The sequence below is a fragment of the Erwinia sp. HR93 genome (genome assembly GCF_034555055.1).
In the GTDB taxonomy this organism is placed as follows: domain Bacteria; phylum Pseudomonadota; class Gammaproteobacteria; order Enterobacterales; family Enterobacteriaceae; genus Apirhabdus; species Apirhabdus apintestini.
This window is the reverse complement of the sequence record NZ_JAXUDP010000001.1, coordinates 3833563-3857364: the sequence shown is the minus strand read 5'-3', so window position 1 is coordinate 3857364 and position 23802 is coordinate 3833563. Positions and strand designations below refer to the sequence as shown.

The 23802-nt window shown below is 52.1% G+C and carries 20 protein-coding genes, 4 tRNA genes, 2 other RNA genes and 3 pseudogenes; 16 read left to right on the top strand and 13 right to left on the bottom strand.

Annotated elements, in window-relative coordinates:
- The first annotated feature begins 107 nt into the window (after positions 1 to 107).
- The 12 genes and pseudogenes from SFA31_RS17960 (at position 108) to pdxK (ending at position 9986) form a co-directional block, all read left to right on the top strand.
- Positions 108 to 536, top strand: coding sequence for a GNAT family acetyltransferase (locus SFA31_RS17960; protein ID WP_322839207.1), 429 nt, complete (start codon positions 108 to 110; stop codon positions 534 to 536).
- A 98-nt stretch (positions 537 to 634) separates the two neighbouring features.
- Entirely contained in the window at positions 635 to 1078 is a 444-nt protein-coding gene (locus tag SFA31_RS17955) for a DUF2919 domain-containing protein (RefSeq protein ID WP_322839412.1), read from the top strand.
- Between the two features lie 73 nt (positions 1079 to 1151).
- Positions 1152 to 1730 (top strand): RpoE-regulated lipoprotein, encoded by a 579-nt coding sequence (locus tag SFA31_RS17950; protein WP_322839206.1) that lies wholly within the window; start codon positions 1152 to 1154, stop codon positions 1728 to 1730.
- A 67-nt stretch (positions 1731 to 1797) separates the two neighbouring features.
- Positions 1798 to 1953 (top strand): hypothetical protein, encoded by a 156-nt coding sequence (locus SFA31_RS17945; protein ID WP_322839205.1) that lies wholly within the window; start codon positions 1798 to 1800, stop codon positions 1951 to 1953.
- A 263-nt stretch (positions 1954 to 2216) separates the two neighbouring features.
- Complete coding sequence (locus tag SFA31_RS17940; protein ID WP_322839204.1) at positions 2217 to 3116, top strand: Dyp-type peroxidase; 900 nt, start codon at positions 2217 to 2219, stop codon at positions 3114 to 3116.
- A 193-nt stretch (positions 3117 to 3309) separates the two neighbouring features.
- Positions 3310 to 3444: pseudogene (locus SFA31_RS17935) on the top strand (transposase); the annotation flags it as partial.
- Positions 3445 to 3979: 535 nt separating this feature from the next.
- Positions 3980 to 5020, top strand: a pseudogene (cysP, locus tag SFA31_RS17930) (thiosulfate ABC transporter substrate-binding protein CysP).
- Positions 5020 to 5852: pseudogene (gene cysT, locus SFA31_RS17925) on the top strand (sulfate/thiosulfate ABC transporter permease CysT). The pseudogenes cysP and cysT overlap by 1 nt, the downstream one beginning before the upstream one ends.
- Positions 5852 to 6724, top strand: a complete 873-nt coding sequence (gene cysW, locus SFA31_RS17920; RefSeq protein ID WP_322839203.1) for a sulfate/thiosulfate ABC transporter permease CysW — start codon at positions 5852 to 5854, stop codon at positions 6722 to 6724. The pseudogene cysT and the gene cysW overlap by 1 nt, the downstream one beginning before the upstream one ends.
- Positions 6714 to 7799 carry a sulfate/thiosulfate ABC transporter ATP-binding protein CysA gene (gene cysA, locus SFA31_RS17915; RefSeq protein WP_322839202.1) on the top strand — a complete coding sequence of 362 codons (1086 nt, stop codon included), beginning with the start codon at positions 6714 to 6716 and terminating at the stop codon, positions 7797 to 7799. Before cysW ends, cysA begins: the two co-directional genes overlap by 11 nt.
- A gap of 112 nt (positions 7800 to 7911) precedes the next feature.
- Positions 7912 to 8823 carry a cysteine synthase CysM gene (gene cysM / locus SFA31_RS17910; RefSeq protein WP_322839411.1) on the top strand — a complete coding sequence of 304 codons (912 nt, stop codon included), beginning with the start codon at positions 7912 to 7914 and terminating at the stop codon, positions 8821 to 8823.
- Between the two features lie 296 nt (positions 8824 to 9119).
- Entirely contained in the window at positions 9120 to 9986 is an 867-nt protein-coding gene (pdxK, locus tag SFA31_RS17905) for a pyridoxine/pyridoxal/pyridoxamine kinase (protein WP_322839201.1), read from the top strand.
- Between the two features lie 163 nt (positions 9987 to 10149).
- Here pdxK and crr read toward each other — a convergent pair whose 3' ends face one another.
- From crr to cysZ, 5 genes are all read right to left on the bottom strand, one after another.
- Positions 10150 to 10653: a PTS glucose transporter subunit IIA gene (gene crr / locus SFA31_RS17900; RefSeq protein ID WP_322839200.1), complete on the bottom strand. Its 504-nt coding sequence runs from the start codon at positions 10651 to 10653 to the stop codon at positions 10150 to 10152.
- 43 nt (positions 10654 to 10696) lie between these two features.
- The gene (gene ptsI, locus SFA31_RS17895; protein ID WP_322839199.1) at positions 10697 to 12424 is read right to left on the bottom strand and encodes a phosphoenolpyruvate-protein phosphotransferase PtsI; all 1728 of its coding nucleotides are present in this window, start codon (positions 12422 to 12424) and stop codon (positions 10697 to 10699) included.
- A 48-nt stretch (positions 12425 to 12472) separates the two neighbouring features.
- Positions 12473 to 12730, bottom strand: coding sequence for a phosphocarrier protein Hpr (ptsH, locus tag SFA31_RS17890; RefSeq protein ID WP_058912663.1), 258 nt, complete (start codon positions 12728 to 12730; stop codon positions 12473 to 12475).
- 374 nt (positions 12731 to 13104) lie between these two features.
- Positions 13105 to 14076 (bottom strand): cysteine synthase A, encoded by a 972-nt coding sequence (gene cysK / locus SFA31_RS17885; RefSeq protein WP_322839198.1) that lies wholly within the window; start codon positions 14074 to 14076, stop codon positions 13105 to 13107.
- A 319-nt stretch (positions 14077 to 14395) separates the two neighbouring features.
- A complete protein-coding gene (gene cysZ / locus SFA31_RS17880) occupies positions 14396 to 15166 on the bottom strand; it encodes a sulfate transporter CysZ (RefSeq protein ID WP_322839197.1) in 771 nt (256 codons plus the stop codon).
- A gap of 232 nt (positions 15167 to 15398) precedes the next feature.
- On the opposite strand from cysZ, the gene zipA reads away from it, so the two are divergent.
- The 3 genes from zipA to SFA31_RS17865 all read left to right on the top strand — a co-directional run bounded on the left by zipA (position 15399) and on the right by SFA31_RS17865 (position 18704).
- Positions 15399 to 16394 (top strand): cell division protein ZipA, encoded by a 996-nt coding sequence (gene zipA / locus SFA31_RS17875; RefSeq protein ID WP_322839196.1) that lies wholly within the window; start codon positions 15399 to 15401, stop codon positions 16392 to 16394.
- Positions 16395 to 16468: 74 nt separating this feature from the next.
- The gene (gene ligA, locus SFA31_RS17870) at positions 16469 to 18496 is read left to right on the top strand and encodes an NAD-dependent DNA ligase LigA (protein ID WP_322839195.1); all 2028 of its coding nucleotides are present in this window, start codon (positions 16469 to 16471) and stop codon (positions 18494 to 18496) included.
- A complete protein-coding gene (locus tag SFA31_RS17865) occupies positions 18489 to 18704 on the top strand; it encodes a DUF3820 family protein (RefSeq protein ID WP_322839194.1) in 216 nt (71 codons plus the stop codon). The genes ligA and SFA31_RS17865 overlap by 8 nt, the downstream gene beginning before the upstream one ends.
- Before the next feature lie 186 nt (positions 18705 to 18890).
- On the opposite strand, the gene SFA31_RS17860 is transcribed toward SFA31_RS17865, so the two are convergent.
- The 7 genes from SFA31_RS17860 to SFA31_RS17830 all read right to left on the bottom strand — a co-directional run bounded on the left by SFA31_RS17860 (position 18891) and on the right by SFA31_RS17830 (position 21297).
- Entirely contained in the window at positions 18891 to 19871 is a 981-nt protein-coding gene (locus SFA31_RS17860; protein WP_322839193.1) for a bile acid:sodium symporter family protein, read from the bottom strand.
- A 604-nt stretch (positions 19872 to 20475) separates the two neighbouring features.
- Positions 20476 to 20609, bottom strand: a non-coding RNA gene (locus tag SFA31_RS17855) — RtT sRNA.
- Between the two features lie 22 nt (positions 20610 to 20631).
- Positions 20632 to 20765, bottom strand: a non-coding RNA gene (locus tag SFA31_RS17850) — RtT sRNA.
- A 22-nt stretch (positions 20766 to 20787) separates the two neighbouring features.
- A tRNA-Lys gene (locus SFA31_RS17845) sits at positions 20788 to 20863 on the bottom strand.
- A 4-nt stretch (positions 20864 to 20867) separates the two neighbouring features.
- Positions 20868 to 20943: transfer RNA gene (locus SFA31_RS17840), tRNA-Val, on the bottom strand.
- 39 nt (positions 20944 to 20982) lie between these two features.
- A tRNA-Val gene (locus SFA31_RS17835) sits at positions 20983 to 21058 on the bottom strand.
- Between the two features lie 163 nt (positions 21059 to 21221).
- Positions 21222 to 21297 (bottom strand) — tRNA-Val (locus tag SFA31_RS17830).
- 452 nt (positions 21298 to 21749) lie between these two features.
- Here SFA31_RS17830 and gltX point away from each other — a divergent pair.
- The gene (gene gltX / locus SFA31_RS17825; protein WP_322839192.1) at positions 21750 to 23162 is read left to right on the top strand and encodes a glutamate--tRNA ligase; all 1413 of its coding nucleotides are present in this window, start codon (positions 21750 to 21752) and stop codon (positions 23160 to 23162) included.
- 74 nt (positions 23163 to 23236) lie between these two features.
- Here gltX and SFA31_RS17820 read toward each other — a convergent pair whose 3' ends face one another.
- Positions 23237 to 23593: a YfeC-like transcriptional regulator gene (locus SFA31_RS17820; protein ID WP_322839410.1), complete on the bottom strand. Its 357-nt coding sequence runs from the start codon at positions 23591 to 23593 to the stop codon at positions 23237 to 23239.
- Between the last annotated feature and the right edge of the window lie 209 nt (positions 23594 to 23802).

Here is a 23802-nt window from a genome sequence, read left to right as displayed (position 1 = left end):
TATCAAGTTACAGCGCGCCGCACTGCCAGGATGTGCGTGAGGATATTGGCTATTTTGTTGATTATCGCCATAATCAGCGCTTTCACACTATAAAGGCGACCACATCCATGGAAATACGCGTTTTTCGCCAGGATGACTTTGAAGAGGTTATCACGCTGTGGGAGCGCTGTGACTTGCTGCGTCCCTGGAACGATCCGGAAATGGATATTGAACGGAAAATGAATCACGACCCCGATCTGTTTCTGGTGGCAGAAGTCGGCGGTGAAATAGTAGGGTCACTGATGGGCGGTTACGACGGGCACCGGGGATCGGCCTGGTACCTCGGGGTGCATCCGGAATATCGCGGGCGCGGTATTGCCAACGCGTTGCTCAATCGCCTGGAAAAAAAGCTTATGGCGCGCGGTTGCCCGAAAATTCAGATTATGGTTCGGGATGATAATAATGATGTGGTTACCGGGCTATACGAAAAGCTGGGCTATGAGCAGCAGGATGTAGTGTGCCTGGGGCGGCGATTAATCGAGGATGATGAATACTGATTGAAAGCCGCGGCGCTTACGAGCCGGTGCGAGCGAGGCTGATTACGCGCAGCGTAATCTCTGGCCAGACGCGCTTTGTCACTCATAATTGATACTTTATTCAACAAGTCATGTGGTTACCTTCTGATTTTGATAGCCGGGGAGGGTTAAAGCTCCCGCCTGGCTTTTGGTGTGTATTACTATTGCAGGCCCGAACGTGGGTGCTTTTTGTGCTGGCGGGCGCTTCGCGCCAACAGGGGGCTGAGCTGCTGGCGCTGTTTTATCCCGACCGACAGGCTTTTGGGTGGGGATTGCTGGCGGGTTTACCGGCCGTTATCGCATTTTTACTCAGCGGCCGGCGGGGGCGCTTTCCGCGACTATGGCAGGGCTGGCGCTGGGTATTAATCGTGACTCAATTCATATTGCTGTGCTGGCAGGGCGCCTGGCTGAGTGACGATAATGCCTCGCTGCAGGTGGCAGCGCTGCTGGCTGCCGATGCGCTGGCGCTAGGGTGGTTGTTAACCAGCCGCCGGCTGCGCGCCTGTTTTCTTCCCGACGGGTAATAAAAAGGGAACCTTTTGTGATTCGCCGGGCCTTACTGGCGGTATATCACGCAGCGATTTTAAAGGATACGAAATGAAAAACGTGCGTCCGTTATGTCTGGCGGGAATAGCATTATTACTGAGTGGCTGTTCGACGCTTTCAGAAGTGCACTGGTCAAAAATGGCGCCGTGGAACTGGTTTGGCGGCGGCATTAAAGTGACGGAGCAGGGAGTCGGCGGTATTACCGCGACAACCCCGCTGAGCGACGATGCTATCGCCGACGGCCTGAATGACGATTATCGCCTGCGCAGCGGCATGCGTATGCACAGTGGTAAATTGTCGAAATATTATGAGGCGATGAAACAGGACGCGCTCGCGCTGGTGATTAGCGGTGAGAACGGCAGCATCAGACGTATTGATGTGATGGATAAAGAGATTGAAAGTGAAGCGGGCGTAAAGATAGGTGCGCCGTTTAGCGATGTTTACGCCCGGGCTTATGGTGCCTGCCAGCCAGGCAACGATGACGATGCCCGGCTGGTGGTCTGTGCGGCGCCGGACAGCCAGCATATCTATTATGGGTTTAGCGGCGCATGGCGCGGCCCTGAAGGCCTGATGCCTTCCGACGATACGCTAAAAAACTGGACGTTGAAAAAAATTATCTGGCAGCAATAAGTATCTTTTATCCGCCGCTTTTTTGTGTGATTCTAAAAATGGCTTGAGTACCGTACCCAGCGGATTGATGGGGACCTTAACGCGATGCGTGGTGACCCGGGCGGATAGTACCGCCCAGGAGATGCGGCTGGTTATTGTCACCGCCGACGCGGTAGCAATGGCTTCACATTCACGCACGCATATTGATTTAAAAGAGACAGAGATCCTTTCTGCGCTGAGTTAATAAGCGGGCCGGTGTCAGGTGAGGCATTGAAAAGAAAGCGGCTATTAGCCGCCAGCGCTTGTTCACGCTTTATCGGCGAGCGGGCAATGTGTCGCTATCGAACCGACGAGATGTTACCAGTGATAAACCGGTGCCTTATCGCTAATAAAAAGAGTCGCCGAACTCGTTTTCTTCTTGCGCTGTAGCAAGTCGTCAGCCGCGAAAGTGGGTATGATAGCCTGATGTTTAAGCCACCGTGAGTGGTTGATGATTCAGGAGGAGTAATGTCCCGGGTGCAAAGCGGCATTTTGCCGGAACACTGCCGAGCCGCTATTTGGCTGGAGGCAAAACTAGAAGGTGATTTTACGGCGCTCAGTCAGGGCTGTAAGGCATTTTATCAACAATTAACCCGCCTGCAGGAAGCATGGCCTGACGCAAAACTGGGCGCGACAATCGCCTTTGCTGGTGCGCTTTGGCATGATTTACGCGGCGCGGAAAGCGCGCCAGAACTTAAAGCATTTACTCCGCTAGGAAAAGGGCTGGCTCCCGCGGTCCAGCGCGATGTGCTGATTCATATTCTTTCCCAGCGTCACGACGTTAATTTTAGTGCCGCTCAGGCCGCACTGGAGGCCTTTGGCGGTGCGCTGCGCATTGAAGAAGAGACTCACGGGTTCCGCTGGGTGGAAGAACGCGACCTGAGCGGCTTTGTTGATGGTACGGAAAACCCGAAAGGGGATGAAGTGCGTCGCGAAGTGGCGATAATCAACGGCGGCGTTGACGATGGCGGCAGCTATGTTTTCGTTCAGCGCTGGGAACATAATCTACAGCAGTTGAATCGAATGCCGGTGAACGAACAGGAAAAACTGTTTGGACGCACCAAGCAGGACAATGAAGAGATGCCCGGCGATCGGCGCCCGGATACCTCGCATCTTGGGCGCGTTGATTTGAAAGAAGACGGCAAAGGTCTGAAGATAGTGCGGCAAAGCCTGCCTTATGGCACCGCTAGCGGAACGCATGGTCTGTACTTCATCGCCTACTGCGCGCGTTTGCATAATATTGAACAGCAGCTTTTGAGTATGTTTGGCGAAACAGACGGTAAGCGCGACGCGATGCTGCGTTTCACGAAACCGGTCACCGGCGGCTATTATTTTGCGCCGTCGCTGGATACGCTGCTGGCGCTGTAATAGTCGCCAGCGCTAAGCGCTACAAAGTAGTGAAACATAACGCCCGGTATCAATTTCGATACCGGGCGTTTTTATTGTCACCCCTAAACCACCTTCCGGAGAGGCGGCGATCGTTCATGTGGGGCTTTGCCCACAGAATGTTCATGTTAAATACTGCCCCGGTTTGTTACCAGCGGATCAGGGCGTCAATAGCATGAGCAGACAAGGATGCGCTTGCCACGTATCCTGTTGCTGTCAGTATCATCTCGTATGGACCCCGAAGTACAGATACAAAATCCTCAACGGCAGTCCCGGTAACGGGCTTTACCGTAGTATTTACCTTTACTGCTAACTGAAACCACCTTCTGGGGGGATTGTCTGACCAGGCTTTGGATCTGCCTGTAAAAACTTACCTCTAAGCATCCAGAACAGCACGAGCAGGAAGAGAAGTCTTGTTACTTCATGAGGTGTGAAGAGGGCTCTTCACACCTGAGTTTAGCGCGCCTCTCTGGGGTGAAATCAAAGCCGCCCTCTATGAGGCGGATTGTTACTACAGGCCGCATCTTGCGGGCGCTATTGGTAACGCGTTCCCTCCTGGCTTATTTCTTAGCTTTAACTTAGCTCGCACCAGCGTGGCAGAAGGCGTCCGCTAATTCTCTGCCTGGATTATCTCTACGTTAGCTATCCATAACCCCCTTCAGGCTAGATGCGCCAGACACGCTGAGTTTAGATAGGCCAGCGGCGCGAAGCTCTGCGAAACAAGGCTGGACGCTTATTTCATTTTCAGCTTCTAAATCGCGAAACGGTATATAAAACCGTTATATGTTCTCGTCACGTTATAAATAAACTGGTTACAGAAACTTCATTCATTAAGAGGGCGCGTTATGGCCGTGACAGTGCGTCAAAACCTACCGCTGGCTGCCGTCATTTTTATGTTACAGGCTTCTCTGGCGCAGGCCACCACGCTGTTAAACAGTTCCTATGACGTTTCGCGAGAACTCTTCGCTGCGCTGAATCCGCCGTTTGAAGCGCAGTGGGCACGGTTGCATCCGGGCGATACGCTGACGATTAAGCAGTCTCACGCCGGTTCTTCGAAGCAGTCTCACGCCGGTTCTTCGAAGCAGGCGATGGCAATATTGCAGGGTTTAAAAGCTGATGTTGTGACCTATAACCAGGTGAGCGATGTCCAGATTTTGCATGACCGGGGGCATTTGATCCCAGCGGACTGGCAGCAGCGCTTGCCCAATCATAGCTCGCCGTTTTATTCGACGATGGCGTTTTTAGTGCGCAAAGGAAATCCGAAACGTATTCATCAGTGGCAAGACCTGGCGCGCCCGGATGTGAAAATCATTTTTCCGAATCCTAAAACTTCTGGCAACGGTCGCTATACCTAGCTGGCCGCCTGGGGGGCCGCGCAGCAGGCGAACGGCGGCGATAAATTGAAAACTGAACGCTTCATGGGGCAACTCCTGAAAAACGTGGAGGTTTCTGATACCGGCGGGCGCGGCGCGACGACCAGCTTTGTTGAACGCGGGCTGGGAGACGTATTAATCAGCTTTGAGTCTGAGGTGAATACCATTCGTCAGCGTTACGCGCAGGCCGGGTATGAGGTTGTGGTGCCGTCGGTCAATATTCTCGCTGAATTTCCTGTCACCTGGCTTGATAAAAATGTGAAGACGCGCAATACCGCGGCTGCGGCCAGCGCGTATCTGGAATATTTGTATACCCCGCAGGCGCAAAAAATTATCACCGATTACTACTACCGCGTACAAAACCCGACGCTGATGGCTCAGTATAAAGAGCGCTTCCCGCAAACCCGTCTGCTTCGCGTTGAGCAGCAGTTTGGCTCCTGGCCGCAGGTAATGAAGACTCATTTTGCCAGCGGTGGCGAGCTGGATAAATTGCAGGGGGCGGTGCATCAATGATATTCGCTTCAGCTTCTCGCCGCGTGCTGCCCGGTTTTACGCTAAGTATGGGCACTAGCCTGTTATTTATTTGCCTGATTTTACTGCTGCCGCTGAGCGCGCTGGCGATGCAGTTGGCTCAGATGAGTTTTGCGCAATATTGGGCGGTTGTGTCTCATCCGCAGATGATAGCGGCGTATAAAATTACGCTGCTTTCCGCCGCGCTGGCGGCGCTGTTCAACGGGGTATTCGGTCTGTTGATGGCGTGGATATTGACCCGCTATCGCTTTCCGGGCCGCGGGCTGCTGGATGCGCTGATGGATTTACCTTTTGCGCTGCCCACGGCGGTGGCGGGGCTTACTCTGGCGTCGCTGTTTTCGGTGAATGACTTTACGGCGCGCCGCTGGCGCTCCTGGGCATTAAGGTGACCTATACGTGGCTTGGGATCGCGGTCGCGATGGCGTTCACCAGCATTCCATTTGTGGTGCGCACCGTGCAGCCGGTGCTCGAAGAGCTGGGCGAGGAATATGAAGAGGCGGCTCAAACGCTGGGCGCGTCGCGTTTCCAGTGCTTCCGGCGCGTGATATTCCCGGAACTGGCGCCCGCGCTGCTGGCCGGCGTCGCGCTGTCGTTTACGCGCAGCATCGGGGAGTTCGGCGCAGTTATTTTTATTGCCGGGAATATTGCCTGGAAGACGGAAGTTACTTCACTGATGATTTTTATCCGGCTTCAGGAGTTTGATTATCCAGCGGCCAGCGCGGTGGCATCGGTGATACTGGCGCTGTCGCTGCTGTTATTGTTTGGTATTAATACGCTGCAAAGCCGCTTTGGGCGGCGGGTGGAGGGGCTGTAATGGCCGATATGACGCCGCTTTACCAAACGCGCGGGCGCATTGAGTGGGGAAAATGGCTGCTGATCGGCACGGGAGCGCTGGCGTCGTTTTTATTATTAGTGATGCCGCTGCTTGCCATTTTTAAAGAAGCCTTCGCGAAGGGCGTGGTGCCGCTGCTGGAGAATTTTAAAGACCCCGACATGCTGCATGCGGTTTGGCTAACCTTATTGATAGCGCTAATCACCGTTCCGGTGAATCTGGTCTTCGGCACGCTTCTGGCCTGGCTGGTAACGCGCTTTCAGTTTCCCGGGCGGCAGCTGCTGCTAACGTTATTGGATATTCCTTTTGCCGTTTCTCCCGTGGTAGCCGGTCTGATTTATTTGCTGTTTTATGGCGCGAACGGGCCGCTGGGAGGCTGGCTGGAGGCGCACAATATACAGCTTATGTTCGCCTGGCCCGGTATGGCGCTGGCTACGCTGTTTGTGACCTGCCCGTTTGTGGTGCGAGAACTGGTTCCGGTAATGATGAGCCAGGGCAGCCAGGAAGATGAAGCCGCCGTATTGCTGGGCGCCTCCGGCTGGCAGATGTTCCGCCGGGTGACGCTGCCGAATATTCGCTGGGCGCTGCTGTATGGCGTGGTGCTGACCAACGCGCGCGCTATCGGTGAATTTGGCGCGGTATCGGTAGTGTCCGGCTCGATTCGCGGTGAAACGCTGACGCTGCCGCTGCAAATTGAGCTACTTGAGCAGGATTACAATACCGTAGGCGCATTTGGCGCGGCGGCGTTATTGACCGTTATCGCCCTGATTACACTGTTTTTGAAAAGTTTATTGCAGTGGCGGTTACAGCATCAGCAGGCGAATGAGCGCCAGGAGAAACATCATGAGTATTGAGATTGCCCGCATTAATAAAGCGTTTGGCCGCACTCGGGTGCTGAGCGATATTTCGCTGGAAATTCCGTCGGGGAAAATGGTGGCGCTGCTGGGGCCGTCCGGCTCGGGCAAGACTACGCTGTTGCGAATTATCGCCGGGCTGGAGACGCAGAGTAGCGGCAGTATCCGCTTTCACGGGCAGGATGTGAGCAGGCTGCACGCGCGCGAGCGCCGCGTTGGCTTTGTGTTTCAGCATTATGCGCTGTTTCGCCATATGTCCGTTTTTGAAAATGTGGCGTTTGGGTTAACCGTGCTGCCGCGCCGCCAGCGCCCGGATCCGGCAGCGCTGCGACATAAAGTGACCGCGCTATTGGAGATGGTTCAACTGGCGCATCTGGCATCGCGTTTCCCGGCTCAGCTTTCCGGCGGTCAGAAGCAGCGCGTGGCGCTGGCCAGAGCGCTGGCCGTGGAGCCGCAAATCCTGTTACTGGATGAGCCATTCGGCGCGCTGGATGCTCAGGTGCGTAAAGAGCTGCGGCGCTGGCTGCGCGATTTGCATGAGGAACTGAAGTTCACCAGTGTTTTTGTGACGCACGATCAGGATGAGGCATCGGAAGTTGCCGATCGACTGGTGGTAATGAGTCAGGGGCATATCGAGCAGATTGGCGCGCCGGAACAGGTTTGGCGTGAACCTGCGTCGCGCTTTGTGCTGGAGTTTCTCGGTGAGGTTAATCATTTGCGCGGCGAACTTCGCGGCGGGCATTTCCACGTTGGGGCGCACCGCTGGCCTCTTGGCTTTACGCCGGCTTTTCAGGGGGAAGTCGATCTGTTTTTGCGTCCGTGGGAAGTCGATGTAAGCCGTTTTGCAAGCCTGGATGCTCCGCTGGCGGCGAAAGTGCTGGAGGCAAGCCCCCAGGGCCATTATACCCGGCTTACGGTGCAGCCCCAGGGCTGGGGTGGTGAGCCATTAAACGTTGTGTTAGCGAATAACACGCCGCCGCAGCGGGGAGAGCGGATATTTATTGGATTACGCCAGGCGCGGCTTTATCACGGCGACACCCCGCTGCAGCCCGCGGCGCTGGCACATAGTGCATAAACGTTGGCCGTTTTCTGGCATTCGCTTGCCGGTTAGCCGTCGTTGGATTATTTTTGAGATAATAAACGTATCAAAGCGGCGTGAGCCGCTTTTTTTCTGTCCGGATATCATGATAAACACCCTGGAAAATACAATTGGTAATACGCCGCTGGTGCGCCTGCAGCGCCTTTCTCCCGATAATGGCAGCGAAATCTGGGTAAAGCTGGAGGGGAATAATCCCGGTGGCTCCGTGAAAGATCGTGCGGCGTTATCAATGATCGCCTGCGCTGAAGCGCGGGGGGATATTTCTCCGGGTGATACGCTGATTGAGGCGACAAGCGGTAATACCGGCATTGCGCTGGCGATGATCGCGGCGCTAAAAGGATATCGGCTGAAGTTACTCATGCCGGACAATATGAGCCTTGAGCGCCGGGCTGCGATGCAGGCCTACGGGGCGGAGCTGGTGCTGGTGAGTCAGTCACAGGGAATGGAAGGCGCGCGGGATTTGGCTTGCGCGATGGCGGCGCGCGGCGAAGGCTTTGTGCTGGATCAGTTTAATAACCCGGATAACCCGTTAGCGCATTATCAGACCACCGGGCCGGAAATCTGGCGCCAGAGCAGCGGTCGCATCACCCATTTGGTCTCCAGCATGGGAACCACGGGAACAATTACCGGTACGGCGCGCTTTTTGCGCGAGCAGTCTGATTCCATCACCATTGTTGGCCTACAGCCGGAAGAGGGCAGCAGTATTCCCGGCATTCGCCGCTGGCCGCAGGCGTATATGCCGGGAATTTACCGCGCAAATTTGGTCGATAAGGTGGTGAATATAGCGCAGCACAGTGCGGAGGCAACGATGCGCGCGCTGGCCCGGCGAGAGGGCATTTTTTGCGGCGTGAGTTCAGGCGGCGCGGTCGTCGGCGCGCTGCAAATTGCGCAGGAAAACCCCGGCGCAGTTGTGGTGGCGATTATCTGCGATCGCGGCGATCGCTATTTATCCACCGGGGTATTTAGCGATGAGTGTTTTGCGCAGGGAGCGGGTATTTAATCCGCCTGGTCTCAGGAAATTAGCGCATGGCAGCATGCTTATGGAGGTAACCCTGGCTGGCTGCGCCACTGCGGATATAACGATGAGCCTCGGCCGCCGTATCCGTCATTTATCTCTTTGTTCGGGCTTTACCGGGCCCGGCGCGGTGAATATAGGCAGGCGGGCGCGCTGTTTTATCAGCCTGCATCAGGCGTTAAAAGATGCGTTTAAGACCGGAAGCTCATGTGTTTTAAACCGCCATCGTGACAGCGGAAAAGGGCGTATGATGAGGGACGGTTACTGAACAGGAGTTAGGTGTGGACGGCGTATTATTTGATGAAAAGAGCAGGGCGCGGCAGGCAGATATCGTCGCCGTTCAGTCGCAGGTGATTTATGGAAGCGTAGGCAACAGTATTGCAGTTCCTGCTATTCAGCGACATGGGTTAAATGTGATTGCCGTGCCTACCGTGCTATTTAGCAATACCCCGCATTACGAGACATTTTACGGGGGAAGTATTCCCGATGCGTGGTTTAGCGGTTATCTTCAGGCGCTGGAAGAGCGGGGTGCGCTTCGGCGCATTAAAGCAGTAACCAGTGGATATATGGGCAGTGCCTCGCAGATCCAAATTTTTGCGGACTGGCTGAAGGACATCCGCAGGCGGCATCCTGAGCTAATCATTCTTATCGATCCGGTAATTGGCGATACCGATAGCGGTATTTATGTTCAGCCCGAGTTGCCTGACGCCTACCGTCTCTTTTTATTGCCGCTTGCACAGGGTATTACACCTAATATCTTCGAGCTTGAAATACTAAGCGGCCAGCGCTGCCAGGATGTACAAAGCGCGATTGACGCCGCACGCGGCCTGCTTACGGAAACTTTAAAATGGGTCGTGGTGACCAGCGCGGGGAGTACCGCGCAGGAGATACAGCTACTTATCGTCACCGCTGATGCGACGGAAATGGTTTCACATCCACGCACGCATACTGATTTAAAAGGGACGGGAGATCTCTTTTGCGCCGAGTTGGTAAGCGGGCTGGTATCCGGTGAGATATTGACATCAGCGGTTGCGACAGCGGCGGCCAGCGTGTATCAGGCGATGCAATTTACCCTGGCTTTAGGCGTTGATGAGCTGGTATTGCCCGCGGGAAAACAAGGTGAAAGCGCGTCCGTTAAGCGGGTGTAATAGGGGAAGAAGGAATATTGCGTTTACGATGTAACCCGTGGCCTTTAGCGCTAACGGCAATAACTCAAAGTCTGTATTGATGATAGCCTGTGCCACGGAGCATGGTTTTATTTAGCTATAAAAAATGGCGCCAGAGGGCGCCATTTTAGAGAGCGTGAACAAATTACTTTTTAATACGGATAACCGGCGTTTCGCCTACGGTAACGCTGCCGGAAAGCTTGGTAAGCTCTTTGATTTCATCCATATTTGAGATGACGACCGGTGTTAACGTGGACTTGGCTTTTTCTTCCAGTAGCGGCAGATCGAATTCGATCACAACATCGCCTTTCTTCACACGCTGGCCTTCTTCAGCGATGCGTGTGAAGCCTTCGCCTTTTAGCTCAACGGTATCAATACCGAAATGTACAAAAAGCTCAATGCCGCTATCCGATTCGATAGAGAAGGCGTGGTTGGTTTCAAAAATCTTACCAATGGTGCCATCTACCGGGGCGACCATTTTGTTACCGGTAGGTTTGATAGCGATTCCATCACCCACGATTTTTTCAGCAAACACGACATCAGGCACATCTTCGATGTTGACGATTTCGCCAGACAGCGGCGCGACAATCTCAATGGTTCCGGTGTCACTGTTACCTTTGTCACCGAACAGTTTACTAAATAACCCCATTAACCTTCTCTCCTAAGCAGTAATTTGGGCCGCATCCCTGGAATTAGCAGATCGTTTTTTCTTCAATAAACTTGTTAACCAGCGCCATTAACTCGTCCGTAGTCGGCTGAGCCAGCGCCTGTTCTGCTAAAACCTTCGCATCTTCGAAGTTCGTGTTACGAATAATTTTCTTAATGCGTGGAATAGAAATGGCGCTCATGCTGAATTCGTCCAGCCCCATTCCCAGCAACAGAAGTGTAGCACGTTCATCGCCAGCAAGCTCACCACACATACCGGTCCACTTACCTTCAGCATGAGATGCATCAATAACCTGCTTAATTAAGTTCAGGACCGACGGTGACATCGGCTGGTAAAGATGTGAAATCATATCATTACCACGGTCGACTGCCAGCGTATACTGTGTCAGATCGTTAGTCCCAATGCTAAAGAAGTCAACTTCTTTCGCTAAGTGGCGTGCAATAGTCGCTGCCGCCGGTGTTTCAACCATTACGCCGATTTCAATCTGCTCATCGAACGCTTTCCCTTCCTGGCGCAGTTCTGCTTTGAACTCTTCAATAGATTGCTTCAGAGAGCGCACTTCTTCTACGGAAATGATCATCGGGAACATGATGCGCAGCTTGCCGAAAGCGGAGGCGCGAAGGATGGCGCGCAGCTGATCGCGCAGGATTTCTTTGCGATCCATTGCGATACGAATGGCGCGCCAGCCCAGGAACGGGTTTTCTTCTTTCGGGAAGTTCATGTACGGCAGTTCTTTATCGCCGCCGATGTCCATGGTACGAACGATCACCGCCTGATCGCCACAGGCTTCCGCCACGGCTTTATAGGCTTCAAACTGCTCTTCTTCTGTCGGCAGTGCGTCGCGGTCCATAAACAGGAATTCTGTACGATATAAACCTACACCTTCAGCGCCGTTACGCTCCGCGCCTGCGATATCGCGCACGGTGCCGATATTGGCGCAAACTTCAACCTGATGGCCATCAAGGGTGATAGCGGGCAGATCTTTCAGTTTTGCCAGTTCGTTTTTCTCTTCGGCAACCTGCTTTTGCAGCGCGCGCTGCGCTTCAATAACGTCGTTGCTCGGATTAACAAATACCTGGTTATTCACGGCGTCGAGAATCAGATAATCATCATTCTTAACGCGTTTGGTAACATCGCCAGTACCCACAATCGCCGGCAATTCGAGAGAGCGCGCCATGATTGAGGTATGAGAAGTACGACCGCCAAGATCGGTGATAAAACCGAGCACTTTATTCAGGTTAAGCTGCGCGGTTTCTGACGGCGTGAGGTCTGCGGCAACCAGAATGACTTCATCCTGAATGGCGCTTAAATCGATAATAGCCAGACCCAGAATATTGCGCAGCAGGCGTTTGCCGATGTCGCGTACGTCGGCGGCGCGTTCTTTCAGATATTCGTCGTCAAGCTCTTCCAGGGCGGTGGCTTGGCCTTCGATAACCTCATGTGCGGCCGCGTCAGCCGTAATGAGTTTATCTTTTATCAGGGCTATGATTTCCTGCTCCAGCTCCTCATCTTCGAGTAGCATAATATGCCCTTCAAAGATGGCTTCTTTTTCTTCGCCGAAAGTCTCGCCTGCTTTTTCTTTGATAGCTTCAAGTTGCGCGGATGCTTTGGTGCGCCCGTTCATAAAGCGCTCAATTTCCTGCGGGACCTTGTCGGCAGAAATTTTTTTCCGGTCGATGACAATTTCATCTTCTTTCAACAGCAGTGCTTTGCCGAAAGCGATACCCGGGGATGCTAAAATGCCTGAAATCATAACCCTTACCTTACTTGTGACTGATATATGTTCGACCTCGAATATGATTTATTCGAGTTCCGCCATCAGTTTGACCAGATGTTCAACTGCCTGCTGTTCATCTTCACCTTCAGCGGAGAGGGTTACAACTGTACCCTGAGTCAGGCCCAGTGTTTGCAGTTTGAACAGGCTTTTCGCACTAGCGCTCTTACCGTTGGAGGTTACGGTGATTTCAGACGTAAAGCCTTTAGCTTCTTTTACGAACTGGGCGGCAGGGCGAGTGTGCAGGCCATTTGGCGCAGTAATGGTAACTTCTTGCTGGAACATTCTATTTCCCCAACTTTATAGGTTTAATCTAGCGGTACTAAAGCTTAGCTTGAGGCAATGGCTTTAGCCGGTATGAATTAGCACATGCGACAAGCGTAACGCGGTGCCTGATGCTAAGAGACGCGAAACGTGCTGATGTTTCGCGCTTCGCTCGACATTAACCATTATGCAGCGGAATGGTCACTGATACCAAATCGTTAAAACGATTCAGCTACAGGATTACGCCCTGATTAATTTCGCGCATCGAAATAATGAGCAGGTTAAATACCAGAGCGGAAGGGTGTAAGCAATAACGCTGAGGGTGAAAGTTTGATGAAGGCCACAAAAAAGCACCGGCGAAGGTGCTTTTTTGTTCAAAAAAACGAAGTGTGGCATTATTGTTGCAATTCTTTTTCACTAAAAAGATCGGCAAATAGCGCCGTGCTGAGATAACGCTCACCGGATGAGGGAAGGATGACTACCATTGTCTTTTCCGCGAAAGCCGCATCTTGCTGGAGCTTTAACGCCGCAGCAACCGCGGCGCCCGAGGATATTCCCGCCAGAATCCCTTCTTCCTCCATTAAGCGGCGTGCGGTAGATATCGCTTCTTCATTCGTTATGCCGATGACTTTATCAACCAGATTTAAGTCAAGGTTATCAGGGATAAAGCCCGCGCCGATGCCCTGAATTTTATGTGGCCCTGGCTTGAGCTCTTTTCCCGCTAGCGCTTGGGCAATTACCGGTGAATCGGTGGGTTCGACGGCCACGCTGATGAGAGATTTTTTACCTTTACTATTTTTAAGATAACGAGACACGCCGGTTAGCGTTCCGCCAGTGCCCACGCCCGCGATAAATACATCCACCTCGCCGTCGGTATCATCCCAGATTTCAGGGCCGGTAGTTTTTTCATGAATCTCAGGATTTGCGGGGTTGCTGAACTGTTGCAGCAGGAGGTATTTTTCCGGGGCGCTGGCGACAATTTCTTCCGCCTTTTTAATTGCGCCTTTCATCCCACTGGCGCCGTCGGTTAGCACCAGGTGCGCGCCTAGCGCTTTCAATAGCTTGCGGCGTTCAATACTCATAGTTTCCGGCATAGTGAGCGTTAACTTATATCCCCTGGCTGCCGCAACATATGCAAGGGCTATGCCCGTATTGCCGCTGGTGGGCTCAACCAGTTCCATGCCGGGTTTAAGAAGGCCACGTTTTTCTGCATCCCAAATCATATTGGCGCCGATACGGCATTTTACGCTAAAGCTCGGGTTGCGGGATTCAATTTTAGCCAGAATTCGTCCGTTGCCGATGCGATTCAGTCTCACCAGCGGCGTATGGCCAATGGTTAGCGAATTGTCTTCATAAATCTTACTCATAACCCGTCCTTAACTGTATGAAAATTGAGGATTGCTCCAGCATACTGACTTACTATACCCGCGGAAGTAAGGATTTTGCATAACGATATGCCCGGGCGATATAACTCGTCATAGTATGAAGCAATGCAGCAAATTTGCCCGCTTTCGACTGCGCGTTACCGTAAGCCGTTTTATGCGCAAAGGGCGGTTGATTGTCGATAATGTGAATACTTGCTGACCGTTGCTTGCTCTAATTTACCTTGCACGCATTTCAGTGAGGGCCTCTTTCCGCTAGCTGGCGGGAAGAGGCGTTTACAAAGGTGCTTTGCGTTGACGCCAGTTAGCGCATTTCAATGCCGTTTCGTAAATGCTGCCGATAACAATCCACCCATAATGCCGTAGCGCCGCATACCGCGACCGGCATAATGACTAGGTTAATCACCGGGATTAACGTGAATAGGTTAACCAGCACGCCAAACTGCAAGTGGGTGTATTTGCGTTGATGCAGAGCGACGCGCATCTCGGCAAACGGGACTTTATGATTATCGAACGGATAGTCACAGTACTGGATGGCCAGCATCCATGCGCTAAAGAGGAACCAAAGTACTGGCGCTATCGTTTGCCCAATTCCAGGGATAAAATAGAGAATCAGTAATCCCAGCGCGCGCGGCAAATACCAGATAAATTTTTGCCATTCCCGCTTCATTATTCGCGGAATATCTTTTATTAGCTCAAGAACGCCGGTTTCCGGCGGCACAGATCCGACAAGCCTCGCTTCAAGCTGCTCGGCCAGCAATCCATTAAACGGTGCCGCTATCCAGTTGGCGAGCGTGGAAAAGAAATAGCCAAAAATAAGCAACACAGAAATTACCGCCAGTGGCCAAAGTAAATAGTTAAGCCATTGAAGCCAGCCTGGCACATAAGCCATCAGCGCGGGTATCCAGGCGCTGAGGCGGGTAAATAACCACCAGAAAGCTCCGCCTAGGAGCAAAATATTGACCAGCAGAGGCAGGATGACGAAGCGCCGGATGCCTGGTTCTTTGATAAGCGCCCAGCCCCGGGAAAAATAGTGCAGACCGCTATGTGCGATGTTGCCAGTCTGTGAAACCATGTTAGGTGATGCTCCTTATAAAACAGCCGGTTTACTATTTGCCTATCATAGGCCGGTGTAAATGGGATAACCAATTCAGATATGGTCGAAAAAGAAGCAAAAAAGCGTTTTAATGCGATCTTTATGCTCTGAAAACCTTGCCTACACTTGCACTTAAGCAGATGGACCAATACTCTTAGTAAGTAAATGTTTGCCGTGGTGGCAAGGTGTTAGAACAACAGAGAATATAACGATGCAGGATTTGCGTCTGATATTAATCATTGTTGGCGCGATCGCTATAATTGCCTTACTTGTGCACGGCCTGTGGACCAGCCGTAAGGAACGTTCGGCCATTTTCCGCGATCGTCCGCTTAAGCGTATTAAGCCAAAATACGATGATGACATTGATGGGCTGAGCGATGACGCTGAAGAAGGTGTAGGAGAAGTGCGCGTGCGTCGCGTCACTCCGGCTACGCCGCCAGTAGAAGAATCATCAACGGTATCTCGCCAGTCATCGACTTTACGTGATAAGAGTCCGGTCGCGCCGCCGCGTCCTCAGGTGCAGGAGCCGCGCATCGCTCAATCCGAACCGATTCAGCAGTCAGATTCGTCGGCTAAGGTCGTTCAGGATGCTCCTGTTGCGCACGATGCAGGAAGTCATACGGCCCCGTTAGAGGGTGCTGCAGGCCAGTCCGGCGTTAGTCAATCTGACGCTGAATTACCGCACCACGAAAAGCGTGAAAGCTCATCGGCTGCATCGGCGCCAACTCCAGTGCCAGACACTATAGCAGCGGTGCCAGAAAAGGCGCCGGAAAAGCCTGTGCGTAAAGAGGCGGTGATTGTGATGAATGTCGCTGCCCATGCCGGGACTCAGCTCAGTGGCGATATTTTGTTGAGCAGTATCCAACAGGCTGGATTTAAATTCGGCGACATGAATATCTTTCATCGTCATCTTAGCCCAGACGGCAGCGGCCCCGTTTTATTTAGCCTGGCGAATATGGTAAAGCCTGGTTCATTCGATCCGGAAACAATGCACGATTTTATGACGCCAGGGGTGACTATTTTTATGCAGGTACCTTCTTACGGCGATGCCTTGCAAAACTTTAAGTTGATGCTGCAGTCTGCGCAGCATATCGCCGATGATGTCGGCGGCGTGGTGCTGGACGATCAGCGCCGTATGATGACGCCGCAGAAACTGCGCGAATATCAGGAAATCGTTCGTGAAGTGATAGGACACGCGAGCGTGTAACTTAACTTGCAGGACCCAAGTTTCGCTCTCAAAACCTCCGCCAGTCGGGGGTTTTTTATCGCAGATGGTATGCTATGAAAACTATTGATGAAAAATTAACGCAGCTGCGAACTACGCTTCGCCATCATGAATATTTGTATCACGTACTGGATACACCTGAAGTACCGGATGCGGAATACGATCGCCTAATGCGCGAGTTGCGCACGCTTGAGGAGGCGCATCCTGAATTAATTACGCCCGATTCGCCTACCCAGCGCGTAGGGGCGCAGCCGCTGAGCGCTTTTACTCAAGTGCGCCACGAAATTCCCATGCTTTCACTGGATAATGTATTTGATGAGGAGAGCTGGCGGGCCTTTTACAAACGCATTCGCGATCGTTTAAAAACCGCAGACGACATCACTTTTTGCTGTGAACTCAAGCTGGATGGCCTGGCGGTAAGTTTGCTTTATGAAGAAGGCGTTCTGGTGCGTGCGGCTACCCGGGGCGATGGTACGACAGGGGAAAACATTACCAGTAATGTCCGTACTATTCGGTCAATACCGCTTAAGCTACGGGGAGATAATATCCCCACGCGTCTTGAAGTGAGGGGCGAGGTATTTTTGCCGCAGGCCGGTTTTGAAAAAATTAATGAGGAGGCGCGGCGGCGCGGCGGGAAAGTTTTTGCGAATCCCCGCAATGCCGCTGCGGGTTCATTACGCCAGTTAGATCCCCGCATAACCGCACAGCGACCGTTAACGTTTTTTTGCTACGGCGTTGGGCTATTGGAAGGTGGCACTCTGCCAGATAGTCATATCGAACGGCTGGCGCGTTTTAAGACTTGGGGATTGCCGGTAAGTTCGCGCGTGCAGCTGTGTCGGGGCGAACAAGAGGTGCTGGATTTCTACCAGGCGGTTGAGCGCGATCGTCCTGGGCTGGGTTTTGATATCGACGGCGTAGTTATTAAGGTTGATTCGCTACCGTTACAGGAAGAGCTTGGTTATGTTGCCCGCGCGCCGCGCTGGGCTGTAGCCTTTAAGTTCCCGGCTCAGGAGCAGATGACAACGGTGCGCGATGTCGAGTTCCAGGTTGGGCGCACCGGCGCTATAACGCCCGTGGCGCGCCTGGAACCCGTTCAGGTTGCCGGCGCGCTGGTTAGCAATGCCACACTTCATAATGCGGATGAAATTGCGCGGCTTGGTTTACGCATTGGTGACACCGTCGTTGTTCGACGTGCGGGCGATGTGATACCGCAGGTGGTGAGCGTAGTGCTTTCTGCGCGTCCGCAAGAAACGCGTGAAATTGTTTTTCCTTCACACTGCCCGGTGTGTGGATCGGACGTGGAGCGCGTAGAGGGCGAAGCCGTAGCGCGCTGTACCGGCGGATTGATTTGCGGTGCACAGCGAAAAGAAGCTCTAAAGCACTTTGTTTCACGTCGCGCGATGGACGTTGACGGGCTGGGTGAAAAAATTATCGACCAATTAGTGGAGCGCGAATATGTGTCCACACCGGCAGATCTTTTCCGCCTATCGGCGGGTGCGCTAACCGGGCTCGATCGCATGGGGCCGAAATCGGCGCAAAATTTAGTCAATGCGCTAGAAACATCAAAACAGACGACTTTCGCACGCTTCCTGTATGCGTTAGGGATCCGTGAGGTCGGCGAAGCGACGGCTGCCGGGCTGGCTGCACACTATGGTTCATTAGATGCACTCATGGCGGCGGATGCGGATTCTTTGTGTCAAGTGCCGGACGTAGGGGCAATTGTCGCAGCTCACGTAGTGAATTTTTTTGAAGAAGAAAGCAATCGCGACGTAATTCGTGACCTGGTACAAAAGGTGGGTATTACCTGGCCCGCGCCGCAGGTGGTACGTGTAGATGAGATAGATAGCCCCTTTGCAGGAAAAACGGTGGTGCTTACCGGAACGTTAAGCCTGATGTCGCGTGATGATGCGAAAGCGAAACTGGTGGCTCTTGGCGCTAAAGTCAGCGGCAGCGTATCGAAAAAAACCGATATGGTTATCGCTGGTGAAGCGGCCGGTTCTAAATTGACTAAGGCCCAGGAACTTGGCGTTCGGGTCCTTTCCGAACAGGAGATGTTACAGTTGCTGGACAACCAACATGGATAAAACTCAGTTAGTACGTATTGCGAATACGGCGATGCCTTTTGGTAAATATCAGGGGCGGGCGCTCATTGATTTGCCGGAAGAGTATCTACTGTGGTTTCAGCGCAAAGGGGAGTTCCCGAAGGGAGCGCTGGGAGAACTTATGGCGCTAACGCTGGCAATAAAGATTGAAGGGCTGGATGAGTTAGTGCGACCTTTAAAACAACAATGATTTGATATCACCAGCCGATGACCACGCCCGGTGGGCGTGGTGATTATCGGGCTCAGCGTTAATTTTGTTGAATTAACCCTTAACCGGCAGGCGGCAGTCTCTTTCACGAATTTACTACTACATCTGTAAGGGACGAAATCAGTGCCGCCTTCAATTCAGGCGTTTCTTTACTCTTCGCTAGCTGAATTATACCGCCCGATCGCCGTTTTCTTGCTGCCGCTTATAACGCTGAGCGAGGACGGCGCAAACCATTAACTGGATTTGGTGAAAAATCATAAGCGGTAGCACAATCATCCCTACGGCTGAAGTCGGAAATAAAATATTTGCCATTGGTATGCCATTGGCGAGGCTTTTCTTCGAACCGCAAAAAACGATTGTAATTTCATCAGCTTTATTAAAGCCCAAACGTCGCGCCATTAACGTATTAATAGCAATGACGATAGCTAATAGAATAACGCTGACCACTATGATAAAGAGCAGTGAGCCGGCACCGACCTTATGCCAGATACCGTGCGTTACCGCTTCACTAAAGGCGGTATAAACCACAAGGAGAATCGACGTCTGGTCCGTTTTACCAAGCCATTTTTTGTTGCGTTCAATCCAGCGCCCGGTGAGCGGGCGCGAGAGGTGGCCCAGCACAAAAGGCAGCAGGAGTTGTAGCATAATACTTCCGACCTGGCGCAGGCTATCGCCGCTGCTACCGTGTATGTGCATCAAGAGGTTAACCAGCAGCGGGGAGATAAATATGCCCAGCAGACTAGAGGCGGAGGCGGAACACACTGCGGCAGCGACGTTACCGCCGGCTAGCGATGTGAAGGCGATAGCCGATTGTACCGTGGCGGGCAAAATACAAAGATAAATGAAGCCAGCGTAGATTTCCGGACTCACATTTACCGGCGCCCACCGGGCAAAAAGCACCCCTAAAACAGGAAAAACGATAAAGGTGCTGCACATTACCCAGAGATGTAATCGCCAGTGACTACCCCCGGCAAGAATTGCTTCGCGGGATAATTTCGCCCCGTGCATAAAAAAGAGTACGGCGATAGCGATATTTGTCAGCCATGAAAAGTAAACGATGGCCTGCCCCTTTGCGGGTAAAAATGACGCCAGAAGAACAGTACCAATGAGTATCAGGGTAAATGGATCAAAAATACGTTGCAGTCTCATTCAGTTACCTCAAGTAGTGCATATCGATATTGTGCAGGGGCATGTTTAAGAAATGAAACGAATTTATTGTATTTATTTATGAAGCGCATCGGGTAACGCGGTGCAACTGCCGGTGAATATCTCTCTGGCGGGCTTAAGAATAGCGCCGTTGGCTTACTGCGCGTTAAGGGTGGGGAAGAGCCACCTTACACAAGGGAGATGGGTTATTTAAATGACAATTTCTGCAAGGGATGATGTACAGGATGGGCCTCATCTGCCCATATCACACACTAAAAATGTTAAGCACCTTAATCCTGCTAACTGCCTGAATTTAGACCGGTAAGTTTCAACCGCTCGGCGGGAGCGTCTGGCTGTGGATATTGAAGAGCCGTCTTGTTTAATAGGATAACAGGTGAATTATTAGGCTGAAGGCGTTATCAAATCCGTCCAGGAAGAGGAAAAGCGGATTTTGTACCGGCGACGATGTGAGAGGTTAGGGCGCATAGTTACCCAATAATCTCTTAACCACCGTAGTATATTGACTGGTGTTTATTCGGATGGCGAGCGTGTGTGGTATTAAGCGTTGCTGGATAGCAAAAAGCGCTTTTAGGGCGCTTTTTTACACTGGTGGAGCGTGCAGGATGACTCGCTGCGCTCGCCCTTCGGGCCGGCGCCGCAGGCGGCACCGTAGTCTCACTGCGTTCGACTCGAACCTGCTGCAGCTTCAGATCGTTACAAACTGCGCATAGCAAAAAAGCGCTTTTAGGGCGTTTTTTTTCACTGGTGGGTCGTGCAGGATGACTCGCGGTGCTCGCCCTTCGGGCCGGCGCTGCAGGCGGCACCGTAGTCTCACTGCGTTCGACCCGAACCTGCTGCAGTTTCGAATCGTTACAAACTGCGCATAGCAAAAAAGCGCCTTTAGGGCGCTTTTTTACATTGGTGGGTCGTGCAGGATTCGAACCTGCGACCAATTGATTAAAAGTCAACTGCTCTACCAACTGAGCTAACGACCCGAAGTGGTGGGTGATGACGGGATCGAACCGCCGCCCCCCTCCTTGTAAGGGAGGTGCTCTCCCGGCTGAGCTAATCACCCACTTCAGACTGCATAATAAGAAATTCGCTGGAGAGAAAGTGGTGGGTGATGACGGGATCGAACCGCCGACCCCCTCCTTGTAAGGGAGGTGCTCTCCCAGCTGAGCTAATCACCCACTTCTCAATTTCTTATCTAATCCGCTATTCCACGTTTTTACTGCGTTAGTGACTTTAACCACTTCTTCGCTTAGCTTAGCTTACCAGGCTCAAAAGTTTATTTAACTGCCACTACTAAAACACAAAGCATTGGATAACACGGCGGAGACAACATTAAGTTGTTGGTGGGTGATGACGGGATCGAACCGCCGACCCCCTCCTTGTAAGGGAGGTGCTCTCCCAGCTGAGCTAATCACCCCCGCTGTGTGGACTGGCATTATAGGGATAGCGCCAAATGAGTCAACGCCTTTTCCAAAGTTTTTGTTTATTCGTCGTAAAATTAGGCAAAACGTATCAAGGCTGAGTGGCGGGCCAGGTCAAAATAATTGCGATCGTTGATAGAAGCATGTGTGCTGAAACCAGGCAGGTAACACGTTTTGGCTTGCCTTGGTATGTTTGCATTTAAATATCCCGCTTTTTAAGGAGGAACGCTGTGCCCGGTGGAGCGGCAGCCAGGCCGCTTCATCGCAAGCAGATATTTTCATGTGTCGGCTAAATAAACCTCTAAGTGAGTGGGCATTGAAGTCTGTGATGATCACCCGTATTGATAGCCGCATTGAGGAATCGGCTCACAGTGATAGAATATTTGCCTACTTATTTTTTCAGGCTTGTCGGTTTCCGACTTGGTTACACACTATTTAAGGCCGTTTAATGAAAATTAAAACCCGCTTTGCTCCCAGCCCGACCGGTTATTTGCACGTTGGCGGCGCGCGTACCGCGCTTTATTCCTGGCTTTTTGCGCGCCATCACCACGGTGAATTTGTATTACGTATTGAAGATACCGATTTGGAGCGTTCAACGCAGCAGGCCATTGATGCCATTATGGACGGTATGAACTGGCTGGGGCTGGACTGGGATGAGGGGCCTTATTTTCAGACTAAACGCTTCGATCGCTATAACGGCGTCATTGATGAAATGCTGGCGGCGGGCACGGCTTATAAATGCTACTGCTCAAAAGAGCGCCTGGAAAAGTTGCGCGAAGAGCAGATGGCGAACGGTGAGAAGCCGCGCTATGACGGGCGCTGCCGCCATGATTGCCAGCACCATGCGGAAGATGAACCCTGCGTTGTGCGCTTTGCTAACCCGCAGGAAGGTTCGGTTATTTTTGACGATCAGATCCGTGGTCCGATTGAGTTTAGTAATCAGGAACTGGACGACTTAATTATTCGCCGTACCGATGGCTCTCCAACCTATAATTTTTGTGTGGTTGTTGATGACTGGGATATGGAAATTACGCATGTAGTGCGTGGCGAAGATCACATCAATAACACACCGCGTCAGATTAACATCCTGAAAGCGCTCGGCGCGCCGGTGCCGGTGTACGCTCATGTGTCAATGATTAACGGTGACGACGGTAAAAAGCTTTCTAAGCGTCACGGCGCCGTCAGCGTTATGCAGTATCGCGATGAAGGATATTTGCCGGAAGCGCTTCTTAACTACCTGGTGCGCTTAGGCTGGTCCCATGGCGATCAGGAGATATTTAGCCGCGATGAAATGATTAATTTATTTAGTCTGAATGCGGTAAGTAAATCAGCGAGTGCATTTAATACTGAAAAACTTCAATGGCTTAACCACCATTATATTAATCATTTACCGCCGGAATATGTGGCCACTCATCTGCAGTGGCATATAGAACAGGAAAATATCGACACGCATAATGGCCCCACACTGGCTGAATTAGTGACGCTATTAGGGGAACGTTGTAAGACGTTGAAAGAGATGGCGGCAAGCTGCCATTATTTTTACGAGGATTTTGCGGAGTTTGATGCTGACGCTGCGAAAAAACACCTGCGCCCCGCTGCGCGTCAGCCGCTGGAAGTGGTGCGCGACAGGTTGAGCGCACTGAATGACTGGACGGCGGAAAACATCCATCGGGCTATCCAGGATACTGCGGATAGTCTGGATGTTGGGATGGGTAAAGTTGGGATGCCGTTACGCGTTGCGGTAACCGGCGCCGGGCAATCACCGGGGCTGGATGTAACCGTGCACGCTATTGGTAAAACCCGTAGCCTGGAGCGTATTAATAAGGCACTGGCGTTTATCGCTGAACGCGAGCAGCAATAAATCAAACGGCGGCTATCCTGAACATCAGGTAAGCCGCCGTTAATAGACAGTAATTTTATCGCGTCGTCGGCTGGTTAATCATCTTCTCTGATCCCCAGCCTTTTTAACATCCCACCGATTCCATCTCGCAGCAATAATGACATGAGTTGTTTTCTTTCGGCTGGCTGCATTTCTTTCAGTGAATTAAACATCAGGTTTTCCAGCGATGCACTGCCTGGCTTATACTCTACGCTTGTTTCTGCTGAACGTTTGGTGCTTAAAATAAAGGCTTGTACACGTTCATCAACGTGAATCAAACGCGCTTTACCACCCTGAATACCGGGACGCGGTGATGTTTCCCAACCCTCTTTACGGACCCATTTATTAATGGTCTGACGGCTGTATCCCGTTAATTCTGCCAGTTCTTCTGGCGTCATTCTCTCCCTGAACACGGTAGGTTCCTTCATGATCTTTGGCTGAAATAATCTCATTAGTAGTTCATCTTACTATAACCTGTTACAAGATTCTGTGACGAGTTTAACTCCCGTGTTCTTACGCAAGTTGCGATATCTGCTGGCTTTTTCAGCGGTTGGGCGGGGAGGCGAAATTTGGCGTTGACACCTGAGATGGGAATTCATATCATGCCGCCCGTCAGGACGAC

Coding starts and splice junctions, on each gene's coding strand:
- SFA31_RS17960 (WP_322839207.1), top strand. CDS start 108: ATGGAAATACGCGTTTTTCGCCAGGATGACTTTGAAGAGGTTATCACG.
- SFA31_RS17950 (WP_322839206.1), top strand. CDS start 1,152: ATGAAAAACGTGCGTCCGTTATGTCTGGCGGGAATAGCATTATTACTG.
- SFA31_RS17945 (WP_322839205.1), top strand. CDS start 1,798: ATGGGGACCTTAACGCGATGCGTGGTGACCCGGGCGGATAGTACCGCC.
- SFA31_RS17940 (WP_322839204.1), top strand. CDS start 2,217: ATGTCCCGGGTGCAAAGCGGCATTTTGCCGGAACACTGCCGAGCCGCT.
- cysW (WP_322839203.1), top strand. CDS start 5,852: ATGGCCGATATGACGCCGCTTTACCAAACGCGCGGGCGCATTGAGTGG.
- cysA (WP_322839202.1), top strand. CDS start 6,714: ATGAGTATTGAGATTGCCCGCATTAATAAAGCGTTTGGCCGCACTCGG.
- crr (WP_322839200.1), bottom strand. CDS start 10,653: ATGGGGTTATTTAGTAAACTGTTCGGTGACAAAGGTAACAGTGACACC.
- ptsI (WP_322839199.1), bottom strand. CDS start 12,424: ATGATTTCAGGCATTTTAGCATCCCCGGGTATCGCTTTCGGCAAAGCA.
- ptsH (WP_058912663.1), bottom strand. CDS start 12,730: ATGTTCCAGCAAGAAGTTACCATTACTGCGCCAAATGGCCTGCACACT.
- cysK (WP_322839198.1), bottom strand. CDS start 14,076: ATGAGTAAGATTTATGAAGACAATTCGCTAACCATTGGCCATACGCCG.
- cysZ (WP_322839197.1), bottom strand. CDS start 15,166: ATGGTTTCACAGACTGGCAACATCGCACATAGCGGTCTGCACTATTTT.
- zipA (WP_322839196.1), top strand. CDS start 15,399: ATGCAGGATTTGCGTCTGATATTAATCATTGTTGGCGCGATCGCTATA.
- ligA (WP_322839195.1), top strand. CDS start 16,469: ATGAAAACTATTGATGAAAAATTAACGCAGCTGCGAACTACGCTTCGC.
- SFA31_RS17865 (WP_322839194.1), top strand. CDS start 18,489: ATGGATAAAACTCAGTTAGTACGTATTGCGAATACGGCGATGCCTTTT.
- SFA31_RS17860 (WP_322839193.1), bottom strand. CDS start 19,871: ATGAGACTGCAACGTATTTTTGATCCATTTACCCTGATACTCATTGGT.
- gltX (WP_322839192.1), top strand. CDS start 21,750: ATGAAAATTAAAACCCGCTTTGCTCCCAGCCCGACCGGTTATTTGCAC.